Raw genomic sequence first — 11,691 nt, 5'->3', positions numbered from 1 at the left:
TTATGTCTCTACAACAGCTCGAAAGAGCTAATAGTTCACTTCGCCATATTTATCACGGTGCTCTTTCGGGGTGATGGAATAGCCTTTTTTGAATACCGAATAGAAATATTGCAGCGACGGGTAACCGCACATTTGTGATATTTCATTGATAGGCAGCGAGGTAGCGGCCAGTAAATTGCGCGCTCGATCGAGCTTTTCTTCATGAATAACGCCATGAATCGTCTGCCCAATATCGTCTTTAAAGCGCTTTTCCAAATTCGAACGCGACATCCCTACCGCATCCAGCACCTGCTCCACCTTAATCCCCTTGCAGGCGTGATGACGAATGTAGTGCATCGCCTGAATGACCGCCGGATCACGTAGCGAACGAAAATCCGTTGAACGGCGAGCTATTACTTTCACTGGAGGAACCAGAATGCGCTGCAACGGCGGGGCCTCTTGCTGTTTTTGGCGTTGGTTAAGGCGTTGATGTAACAACTTGGCCGCCCGATAGCCCATTTGCCGTGTCCCTTGCGCGACTGATGAAAGTGCCACTCGTGATAAATAGCGGGTTAACTCTTCATTATCGATGCCAATCACACTCAACTTTTCTGGTACGGCAATATCCAGATGCTCGCACACCTGCAATAAATGGCGCGCCCGCGCATCCGTCACGGCAATAATCCCCGTCTGATGCGGCAAGGTTTGTACCCAATCCGCCAACCGATTCTGGGTGTATTGCCAGTTCGCCGGCGCGGTGGCCATGCCTTGATAGACCACCCCTTGATATTGCTCCGCCGCCACTAATTGGCGGAAGGCATATTCCCGCTCCTGTGCCCAGCGCTTATCACTGCTGGCCGGTAGCCCGTAGAAAGCAAAACGATTTAAACCCTTCTCTTTCAGATGCATAAAAGCGGCCTCGACCAAGGCCTGATTGTCGGTCGCAATATAATCGACCGGCGGGTACTCCTCCGGCTGATGGTAAGAGCCGCCGACCCCGATGATAGGGACATCGACATTCACCAGCAGTTGCTCTATCTGCCGATCATCAAAATCAGCTATAACACCATCACCCAGCCAATCACGGATGTTATCGATGCGACAGCGAAAATCCTCTTCAATAAAAATATCCCAATCGCACTGCGAAGCCTGTAAATACTCGCCGACGCCTTCCACTACTTGCCGGTCGTACACTTTATTAGCGTTAAACAGCAAGGTTATCCGGTAGCGTTTCTCAAACATGGGAGTGGCTCCTGAAATGGATGGGGGATTAAAACGAAATCCGCAGAGAGATCAATGCAGTATGGCACTGAACTCTCTGCTGCGGGATAGGGTTAAACCCGGCGTTTGGTGGCAGAATCCATCCACACGGCCAGCAGCAAAATCGCGCCTTTGACAATGTACTGCCAGAATGTCGGAACATCTAGCATACTCATCCCATTGTCGAGAGAAGCCATGATAAATGCGCCCATCACCGCACCGGCCACACTGCCGATCCCACCGGCAAGACTCGTGCCACCAATCACACAGGCGGCAATGGCATCCAGTTCAGCAATATTACCCGCCGAAGGTGAACCGGCCCCCAGACGTGAGCTAAGAATCAAACCAGCGATAGCGACCATCAATCCATTGATCGCAAATACCGCCAGTTTAGTGCGCTCAACATTCACCCCTGATAAACGAGCGGCATCAATATTGCCGCCAATGGCATAGATTCGGCGGCCAAATGCCGTGCGGGTAGCCATAAATATCCCTGCCAACATCAACGCCGTCAGAATCAATACCGGAGTAGGGACACCGCGATAATCATTCAGTAAATATATTGCACCAAGAACAATAATGGCGGTAATTGATTGGCGGGTGACATCCCCTTGTGGCGCGGCGACAGGCAAACCGAGCCGGATTCGGTGACTGCGGCGATGCCACTGCCAGGCGACAAACAGCATCAGGCCAATTGCGCCGATGCCGAACCCAAGACCATTGGGCAGATAACTTTGACCAATCTGCGACATGGCGTTACTGGTGGGCGACACCGTCGTGCCGTTGGTGATGCCAATCAAAATGCCGCGAAATGCCAGCATTCCCGCCAGGGTGACAATAAATGAGGGCACTTTGCGATAGGCCACCCACCAACCATTCCATGCCCCAAGTACCAGCCCTAAACCCAGCGTGATCACAATGGTCAGGGGTAGCGGCCAGCCAAGCCACACATCAAAAATCGCCGCAATTCCGCCTAGCAACCCCATCATTGAGCCGACGGACAAGTCAATTTCCGCTGAGATAATGACAAATACCATGCCAACGGCGAGGATGCCGGTGATCGCCGTCTGGCGCAGCAGGTTCGAGATATTTCTGGCGCTGAGATAGGCCCCTTCGGTGGTGAATGTGAAAAACAGCATAATAATGGCGATAGCCGCCAACATAACAAAAACTTGCAAATTAACTGATTTTAGCCGAAATAGCGGCTTTTTAGCGCCATTTTCCGGTGCATTAACTTCTGGTTGGTTAGCTTGCGACATGGGTTTCACTCCTGAGTGCGGCTTCCATGACCTTTTCTTGAGTCAGGTTCTGGTTAATGAGATCGGCTTTGATGCGCCCCTGATGCATGACCAGCACCCGATCACTTAATCCCAAGACCTCCGGCAGTTCAGAGGAAATCACAATGACCGCAATCCCCTGTTGGACCAATTGATTGATAAGTTTATAAATTTCATATTTTGCGCCAATGTCGATACCACGCGTCGGTTCGTCGAGGATCAAAATCCGTGGATTCAATAACAGGCATTTAGCCAATATGGCTTTTTGCTGATTGCCGCCACTGAGGCGGGCGATGGCTAGCTCTGAAGAGGAGGTTTTCACTTTCAATCGCGCCAGAGAGTGCACAATCGTCGATTGCTCTTTAGCATCATCCAGCACGCTAAAAGCACCGGTAAAATCATCCAGCGCCGCCAGGGTAATATTGGCCCCAACCCCCATCACCGGCACAATGCCATCTTTTTTGCGGTCTTCCGGCACCATCGCGATACCCAGCTTCATAGCTTGCTGGCAATTGCTGATGGTGACAGCTTTGCCATCAATAAAAATCTCGCCCTGCCAGCGGCCTGGATAGACGCCAAACAGGCATTGCACCGTTTCTGTGCGGCCCGAACCGACCAATCCGGCCACCCCTAAAATCTCGCCGCGTTTCAAAGAGAAAGAGACGCCATCTACCCGACGAATATGGCGGTTTACCGGATGCCAGGCGCAGAGATTTTCTACCCGCAGAATTTCCTCACCGATGTGGTGCGCCTCGTGGGGGTATAGCTCTTTAAGTTCGCGGCCCACCATCATGGCGATAATGTCATCTTCACTCATAGTTGCCGCAGGGCGAGTGCCAATATGACGACCATCGCGGATCACACAGATATGATCCGAGATGGCTTTCACTTCGTTCAATTTGTGCGAGATATAGATGCAGGCGATGCCGTGATTTCGCAGGTCACGAATAATATCCAGCAAAATGGCCGTTTCGCTCTCCGTCAGCGAGGCCGTTGGCTCATCCAACACCAGCAGCCGCACTTGTTTATTCAGCGCTTTCGCGATTTCGACCAATTGTTGCTGCCCAAGGCCCAGTTCACCAACCAGTGTATGGGGATCGACCGCTAGCTTGACCTGCGCCAGCATCCGTTGACAGCGTAAATACATGGCGTCGTAATCCATGATGCCGAAGCGGCCCCATTCTGAGCCGAGAAACATGTTCTCCAGCACAGACATTTGTTTCACCAATGCCAATTCCTGATGAATTATTGCAACACCCTTTTGCTCTGTTTCACGAATATTTTTGGCCTGAAGCGTTTCACCTGCAAAAATTATTTCCCCTTGATAGGAACCTGTGGGGTAAATACCACATAACACCTTCATTAGTGTGGACTTTCCCGAGCCATTTTCGCCGCATAATGATAATACTTGCCCAGCCTCCAGTGTTAGGCTGATATTATCGACTGCCTTAACGACGCCAAACTGCTTGGTGATCTCTTTCATCTCTAGCAGGTAGGCCATTGCTCCCTCCTGTACCTTTTTAATTAAAGTTGCAGCTAATAAAACTGCAACTTTAATTGTTTATGCCATATATGAAATAGCAGCAATTTTAATAAACTGGTAAAATTCACCACTTATTAAAATTAGTAATAAAACCGCAAAATATACTTAATCAGTAAATATCTGATTTTTTATGGAATCCATCGGCGATAATTGTGCTATCAATATTATTTTTATCGACTTGAATCGGCGTTAATAAATAAGCGGGCACATCTTTTATGCCATTACTTAATTGGCTGTTCGCTTTGGGTTGTTCACCTTTACCCAAGCTCACGGCAATTTCTGCGGCGTCATTAGCTAATTTACTGATTGGCTTATATACCGTCATGGTTTGCGTACCTGCAACAATACGTTTTATGGCTGCCAAATCAGCATCCTGCCCGGAAATAGCCACTTTACCCGCCAGACCTTGCGCAGCTAATGCCTGAATAGCACCGCCAGCGGTGGCATCATTCGACGCCACTACCGCATCAATCTTGTTATTATTGGCCGTCAGCGCGTTTTCCATGATTTTTAAGGCATTTTCAGGTAACCAGGCATCAACCCACTGGTCGCCAACAATCTTGATTTTACCCTCTTTTATCAGTGGATTAAGTACTGTCATCTGCCCTTGACGGAACAACTTGGCGTTGTTATCCACCGGCGAACCGCCCATCAAGAAGTAGTTACCTTGTGGCACTCGCTCAACCAGGCTTTTAGCTTGTAACTCACCCACTTTTTCATTATCAAATGAGATATAAAAGTCGATATCCGCATTATTTATCATGCGGTCATATGCCAATACTTTTATCCCTTCCCGTTTCGCTTCGGCAATCACATTACTTAATACCTGGCCGTTATAGGGAATAATAACTAGCACATCAACACCACGGTTAATCATATTTTCAATCTGCGACATTTGTGTTTCTTCATTGCCGTTTGCTGATTGAACAAATACTTTAGCGCCGAGAGACTCAGCCTTGTTAACAAAAATATCGCGATCTTTCTGCCAGCGTTCAAGACGAAGATCGTCTATCGCCATACCGATTTTAATTTCTTTACTGAATCCTGGCTGGCTAAACATCACCAGTGCGGCACATGCGGAGAGTAAAATGTTCTTAAATTTCATCTTTCAGTACCTTTCTTATTGTGCAAGCAGGGGAAGAGAAACGGTAAACATCAACTGCAATAGGGATTGTTGACGCTTATTTGCACATCAGCAATTACAGATTTTTATCCGCCAATTATGTTTTTTGGTTTAATGTTAATTTTATGATAACGATCATGTTTTCTTCTCTGCAAAATGCATAATTCCACAGCGAGATGTTATCCGCACGATAAGTATTAGCGCGTTTTTATAATTAATGGGTTATTTATGAGATCTACAGCACAATTAATAATTCTCTGAATTTGAGTGTGAAATAACGTAATTGAGAGAATAGCAAACAACTCCGAAGATAAAAGCTCACCCGCCCAATAATGCGGGCCAGCTTCCAAGGAGTATTGCATGCAATCTTATTTTGATGAATTAGAACAAGTGCGTTACGAAGGCAGCCAGAGCGCTAACCCGCTGGCGTTTCATCACTACAATCCGGATGAAATTATCCTTGGTAAGCGAATGGCCGATCACTTGCGGTTTGCCGCCTGCTACTGGCACACCTTCTGCTGGGGCGGGGCTGATATGTTCGGAGCCAATGCCTTTGACCGCCCGTGGCAGCACTCTGGCGATGCACTGGCACTGGCAAAACACAAAGCCGATGTCGCGTTTGAGTTCTTCCATAAACTGAATGTGCCCTATTACTGCTTCCATGATGTGGATGTCTCCCCTGAGGGCGCGTCACTAAAAGAGTATCTGAATAATTTTGCGGTGATGAGTGATGTCCTGGCTGAGAAACAAGAGAGCAGCGGCGTAAAACTATTATGGGGCACCGCGAACTGCTTCACCCACCCGCGTTATGGTGCAGGGGCGGCCACCAATCCTGACCCCGAAGTTTTCAGTTGGGCGGCAACCCAAGTCTTTACTGCCATGAATGCGACCCAAAAACTGGGTGGCGAAAACTATGTGTTATGGGGCGGGCGCGAAGGCTACGAAACGCTGCTAAATACTGATTTACGGCAGGAGCGCGAGCAAATTGGCCGCTTTATGCAGATGGTGGTGGAGCATAAACATAAAATCGGCTTCCAGGGCACCTTGCTTATTGAGCCAAAACCGCAGGAGCCGACCAAGCATCAGTATGATTATGATGTCGCGACGGTGTATGGTTTCCTCAAGCAGTTTGGGCTGGAAAAAGAGATAAAAGTGAACATTGAAGCCAACCACGCCACACTGGCGGGGCACTCTTTCCATCACGAAATTGCCAGTGCCATTGCATTGGGTATTTTTGGCTCCGTGGATGCTAACCGTGGCGATCCACAGCTGGGTTGGGATACCGATCAGTTCCCCAACAGTGTGGAGGAGAATGCATTGGTGATGTTTGAGATCCTTAAAGCGGGCGGTTTTACCACTGGCGGCCTCAATTTTGATGCCAAAGTGCGCCGCCAAAGTACCGATAAATATGATCTGTTTTATGGTCACATTGGGGCGATGGACACCATGGCATTAGCCCTGAAAATTGCCGCCAAAATGATTGAAGATGGCCAGTTGGATCAGTGGGTTGCTAAACGCTATGCCGGTTGGAATACCGAACTGGGCCAACAGATTCTGAAAGGTAAAATGTCGCTGGAAGATCTGGCGCGCTATGCAGGCCAACACAATCTGAACCCACATCACCAAAGCGGCCATCAGGAGTTGCTGGAGAATCAGGTTAACCGCTATATCTTTGGTTAATAACATTGGGCTAATAACAGCTGTTGATAGACGGGGAAATGTACCGGATGGGTTCCTATTTATTTAAAATACAAGTGGCGTGAGCCGTCGGAGTGCCCATCGGTGCAGTCGCCCCGTCAGGCTCTGCACGATAAAATAGCCTAATAATGAAGGAGGTTATATGTACCTTGGTATCGATCTGGGCACCTCCGGCGTCAAAGCAATCCTACTGGCCGAAAACGGGCAAGTGCTTGCTAGCCAAGGTGCTGCATTATCTGTCTCGCGCCCCCACCCCTTATGGTCAGAACAGAACCCTGCCGATTGGTGGCAGGCAACCGATCAGGCCATGCAAGCGCTGGCCGCAGCCCATGTTTTGCAGCAGGTAAAAGCCCTCGGGCTGACGGGTCAAATGCACGGCGCGACCTTGCTGGATAAGCAGCACCAAGTGCTGCGCCCCGCCATTTTATGGAATGATGGCCGCAGTTTTTCTCAGTGCCAGGCGCTGGAACAGGCGGTGCCTGCATCGCGCCAAATTACCGGCAACCTGATGATGCCGGGCTTTACCGCACCTAAGCTGAAATGGCTGGCGGAATATGAGCCAGAGGTTTTCAGCCGTATCGATAAGGTGCTGTTACCCAAAGATTATCTGCGCTTTCTGATCAGTGGTGATTTCGCCAGTGATATGTCCGATGCCGCCGGAACAATGTGGCTGGATGTGGCTAAACGCGACTGGAGTGATGAGATGCTGTCCGCCTGCGGTTTAAGCCGCCAGCAGATGCCCGCATTGTTCGAGGGTAGCCAGATAACCGGCCATGTCAGCGCGGAGATAGCACAGCGCTGGGGTATCAACACCATCCCCGTCGTTGCGGGTGGGGGCGATAATGCCGCTGGTGCAATAGGGGTTGGCCTGTACCAGACCGGTCAGGCGATGTTGTCGCTGGGTACCTCCGGCGTCTATTTTGCGGTTAGCGACGGCTTCCTCAGCAATCCGGCCAGTGCGGTTCACAGTTTTTGTCATGCGCTCCCCAACAGCTGGCACTTGATGTCAGTGATGCTCAGTGCCGCTTCCTGTCTGGATTGGGCCTGCCAGCTGACCGGTGCCGACACTGTTCCCGCCCTGATTGATGAGGTGGCAAGCTCACCTGTCGCCTCGACTCCCGTATGGTTCCTGCCCTACCTCTCTGGCGAACGCACACCCCATAATAATCCTAATGCCAAAGGGGCATTCTGGGGCTTTACCCACGAGCATCGCCGAGCAGATTTAGCGCGCGCCGTGTTGGAGGGGGTGGGGTTTGCTTTAGCCGACGGTATGGATGCTCTACATGCCAGCGGGTTACAGCCAAAATCGGTCACCTTGATTGGCGGTGGTGCGCGCAGTGCCTATTGGCGGCAGATGCTGGCGGATATCAGCGGCCAAACACTGGAGTATCGTACTGGCGGCGATGTTGGCCCGGCGCTAGGTGCGGCGCGCTTGGCTCAAATCGCGCTAAATCCGCAGCGGTCACTGGCTGATTTATTACCCGCGCTGCCACTGGAGCAGACCCACCTGCCAGATGCGCAGCGACATCAAGATTACGCCGCACGTCGGATAATTTTTAAAAAACTGTATCAGCAATTACTACCGCTAGCTGAATAGATAAAAGCGAAAGCGCACAGGAAGGCCAATAAAAGGGAGCAACTAAAAACTGGTCCCTTTTATCCCCTATGATGGCCCGATTTGGCATTCCACCCGGCTTGAAACCCGCGCATGATGGGTTCATACCCACACGGCGGAGGGCCGAAAATGACTAACAGCGCACTATTGATCATCGATGTTCAGCAATCATTCGAGCATAAACCTTTTTGGCAGCAGCAAGAGGTGCCGGCCTTCTCAGCCGCGCTGAACCAACTTATTAGCGGTTGTAAACAACGTGGCGTCGCACTGGTGGATGTGTTCCATGTTTCGCCCGAGGGGCCATTCTCGTTGGCTTCCGGCTATGTTAAGCCGATGTCGCTGGTCTCCCATCAGGCCGATGTTTCCGTGCAAAAACGCGTGCATAACGCGCTGACCGATTCAGGGCTGGATCAATGGCTCAAAGAGAGAGATATCAGCCATCTTATTATTGCGGGTATGCGCACCGAGCAGTGTTGTGAGACCACGGCCCGCGTGGCGTCGGATCTGGGCTATCAGGTCACCTTTGTCACCGAGGCCACACTGACCTTCCCGATGACCCAGCCAAATGGTGTGCTGTTGAGCAGCACAGAGTTGAAACTGCGCACTGAAACCGTGTTAGCGGATCGATTTGCCGCTATCCGTACAGTCGCAGAGACACTGGATGCGCTGGATTCACAACCTGTCGCCGCCGCCGACAAAACCATAAGCTGGCAACCGCAGCCCTACTTACCACGAGCCATCTCGCCAGCAGGCATCAAAATCCTTAATCAATGGCGGTTAAAGCGCTATGTGATTCGCTACTCGCAGGCGCAGGGGGCGACACCGGATTACAGCCCCGCTTATCAACTTGTTGGGCAGTGGTTACCGCGCGATGCAGAGACCGTCAATCGTCCTGGCGTGGGTGTTGTGATTGAGCATCAGGGAAAAACACTGAATTACCTGATTGTCGGATGGTGGGATAACGAAAACGAATTACGCGTGAAAGTGTGGGTGCAGGAACAGGGCGTTTGGCGCGCAGCGCGGGATGAATCATTCTGCGTGTGGGATTTGCAGGTATTGGCCTTTGAGCGCGACGCTTTTGTTGCTACTTTGCTACAGCATACTCCGGATATTCCGGCTTATATGAACCGTTATTTGACGGTAACTGTGGATTAACCATGCAACGAAATGTCTATTTTCTCTTGCTGCCCGGCGTGCTGTCGCTGGATTTAACTGGCCCTGCTGAAACTTTACGGCTGGCAGGGTCATTTAACCTTTGCTATATCAGCCCGCTACCGGCCGTGATCTCCTCCACCGAAATGCTGCTGGGTCAGTTGCAACCGCTGCCCGCGCACTTACCGGAAGGTAGTTTACTGGTGGTGCCAGGTGTCAGCGATTCACGCCACTACTTTGCGACCGAAACGGCAGCAGTAGCGCGCCAGTGGTTACAGCAGCAGAAAACAGCCATCGCGCAGCAAAAAACCATCTTGGTCTGTGTCTGCTCCGGTGCATTGCTGGCCGCACAAGCAGGGCTGCTAGATGGTTATCAGTGCACCACCCATCACAATGTGCTGGAGCGGTTGCGCCAACAAGCACCGGCGGCACAAACCAAAGAAAATCGCATTTTTGTTGAAGATCGTGGGGTATATACCAGCGCCGGGATCACGGCGGGGATTGATCTCTCTTTGCATCTGATCAGCCGCTATTGCAGCCCGCAAATCGCGCTGGAGGTGGCGCGGGAGATGGTGGTTTATTTCCGCCGCTCGGGGGATGACCCACAACTTTCGCCTTGGTTACGTTACCGCAATCATCTCCACCCCGCCGTTCACCGCGCGCAAGATGTGATGTCGGCGGAGCCACAAGCCGAATGGTCGCTGCTGCAGGTGGCGCAGAAAGCCCACGTCAGCAGTCGCCATTTAACCCGCTTGTTCCGCGAACATGTCGGCGTCAGTGTGCGCGAATTCCACGAGCAACTGCGGGTAGCGGTCGCCGAAGTGCGCTTGCAAGAGGGGTTTAATCTGGAGCAAGCCGCGCTGGCCGCCGGATTCTCCTCCGGTCGCCAACTACGGCGCGCGCAACAGCGCGGATTGCCGACGGTTAGCTAACTAAACGTCGCCGATCGATGCGCTGCAACCCCATTGACAGCAAGGTGCTCAATGCGAGGGACAGCGCAAAGACATAGAAGATATCCAGCACCGGATAAGCGGTGAAATCGTAATGATGGGTGCGGATAAAATGGATAATCAGCGCGTGAAAACCATAAATCGCCAATGAATGACCCGCCAGCCAACTCAGCCAGCCAATTTGCTGGTTGAGGCAGTTTTTAAACCACACCAGCATCGATACCGCCGCCACAAAGACCAACGGGCCACAGTACATATAAAAAGTGTCGGCAAAACTGCCATTGATCCGCGTCTGCTTTTCCGTTGAGATAACAATAAATATCACGCTCAGGATAAACAGCGCAGCCGCGCTCCAACTGATAATTCGCCCCTGAGTTTCCAACATCCCAATCGCCCGCCCCAGCAGTGCGTACAGCAAATAGTAGAAAGTATCGCCATAGATATAGAGGTTGATCGGCAGTAACTGGAAGCCGCCAAGGGAAAATTTACTGCTCTGTGGGTTGGCGAGCACCGCGAGCAGCAGGATTATCACCCCTAGATAGCGACCCGACACCGGTTTAACATTGATCAGCGGTGAAACCAGGTAAACCACGATAATGGCGTAGAAAAACCACAGATGATAAAACACCGGTTTTTGCAAAATATGCTTCAGTGAAGCCCAGCCGTCGATGGGGGTGAGGGTCGAAATATAGATCAGTGCAATTATGCTGTAGAACAGCAGGCACAGCCCAATGCGGGTAAAATGTTTCTGTTTGGCGCTTTTTTCACCAAAAAACAGGTAACCGGAGATCATAAAAAACAGAGGCACACAGGCACGAGAGGCGGAATTCAGCAGATTGGCAATATCCCAGTTCACTTCCCCCACCTGCGCACCACTGGTCACGTAATAGGTGGTGGCGTGGATCATAACCACCATAATGCAGGCCACGGCCCGCAGATTATCAATCCAGCCAATCTTATTGGTCATGCATACTCTCGATCGCCTTAATATAAGCCAGAAAACAGTTACCTCACGAATAATAACGTAAGTTTGAGGATATACACAGGGGGATGGTAATTGTTGCCATAACGTTATATTGACGGCAAAATAGCCG

At 50.9% G+C, this 11,691-nt stretch carries 9 protein-coding genes; 4 read left to right on the top strand and 5 right to left on the bottom strand.

What is annotated here, in order from left to right:
* Positions 1 to 27: 27 nt before the first annotated feature.
* From xylR to xylF, 4 genes are all read right to left on the bottom strand, one after another.
* Complete coding sequence (xylR, locus tag FFE93_RS00295) at positions 28 to 1,221, bottom strand: D-xylose utilization transcriptional activator XylR (protein WP_005273449.1); 1,194 nt, start codon at positions 1,219 to 1,221, stop codon at positions 28 to 30.
* A gap of 92 nt (positions 1,222 to 1,313) precedes the next feature.
* A complete protein-coding gene (gene xylH / locus FFE93_RS00290) occupies positions 1,314 to 2,498 on the bottom strand; it encodes a xylose ABC transporter permease XylH (RefSeq protein WP_057648039.1) in 1,185 nt (394 codons plus the stop codon).
* Positions 2,485 to 4,017 carry a xylose ABC transporter ATP-binding protein gene (locus tag FFE93_RS00285; RefSeq protein WP_049601149.1) on the bottom strand — a complete coding sequence of 511 codons (1,533 nt, stop codon included), beginning with the start codon at positions 4,015 to 4,017 and terminating at the stop codon, positions 2,485 to 2,487. Before FFE93_RS00285 ends, xylH begins: the two co-directional genes overlap by 14 nt.
* A 151-nt stretch (positions 4,018 to 4,168) precedes the next feature.
* Positions 4,169 to 5,164 carry a D-xylose ABC transporter substrate-binding protein gene (gene xylF, locus FFE93_RS00280; RefSeq protein WP_138774658.1) on the bottom strand — a complete coding sequence of 332 codons (996 nt, stop codon included), beginning with the start codon at positions 5,162 to 5,164 and terminating at the stop codon, positions 4,169 to 4,171.
* 378 nt (positions 5,165 to 5,542) lie between these two features.
* Here xylF and xylA point away from each other — a divergent pair, with 378 nt between their 5' ends.
* The 4 genes from xylA to FFE93_RS00260 all read left to right on the top strand — a co-directional run bounded on the left by xylA (position 5,543) and on the right by FFE93_RS00260 (position 10,579).
* Complete coding sequence (gene xylA / locus FFE93_RS00275; RefSeq protein WP_005273438.1) at positions 5,543 to 6,862, top strand: xylose isomerase; 1,320 nt, start codon at positions 5,543 to 5,545, stop codon at positions 6,860 to 6,862.
* Between the two features lie 160 nt (positions 6,863 to 7,022).
* The gene (gene xylB, locus FFE93_RS00270) at positions 7,023 to 8,477 is read left to right on the top strand and encodes a xylulokinase (RefSeq protein WP_138774657.1); all 1,455 of its coding nucleotides are present in this window, start codon (positions 7,023 to 7,025) and stop codon (positions 8,475 to 8,477) included.
* 147 nt (positions 8,478 to 8,624) lie between these two features.
* Entirely contained in the window at positions 8,625 to 9,650 is a 1,026-nt protein-coding gene (locus FFE93_RS00265; RefSeq protein ID WP_005273433.1) for an isochorismatase family protein, read from the top strand.
* A 2-nt stretch (positions 9,651 to 9,652) separates the two neighbouring features.
* Positions 9,653 to 10,579, top strand: coding sequence for a GlxA family transcriptional regulator (locus FFE93_RS00260; RefSeq protein ID WP_049601140.1), 927 nt, complete (start codon positions 9,653 to 9,655; stop codon positions 10,577 to 10,579).
* On the opposite strand, the gene FFE93_RS00255 is transcribed toward FFE93_RS00260, so the two are convergent.
* Positions 10,572 to 11,564, bottom strand: a complete 993-nt coding sequence (locus FFE93_RS00255) for an acyltransferase (RefSeq protein WP_049601139.1) — start codon at positions 11,562 to 11,564, stop codon at positions 10,572 to 10,574. The genes FFE93_RS00260 and FFE93_RS00255 overlap by 8 nt on opposite strands.
* Positions 11,565 to 11,691 lie beyond the last annotated feature (127 nt).

The organism is Yersinia sp. KBS0713 (genome assembly GCF_005937895.2).
GTDB lineage: Bacteria > Pseudomonadota > Gammaproteobacteria > Enterobacterales > Enterobacteriaceae > Yersinia > Yersinia bercovieri.
The sequence above is the reverse complement of the archived record's forward strand: the minus strand, read 5'-3'. Positions and strand labels throughout refer to the sequence as shown.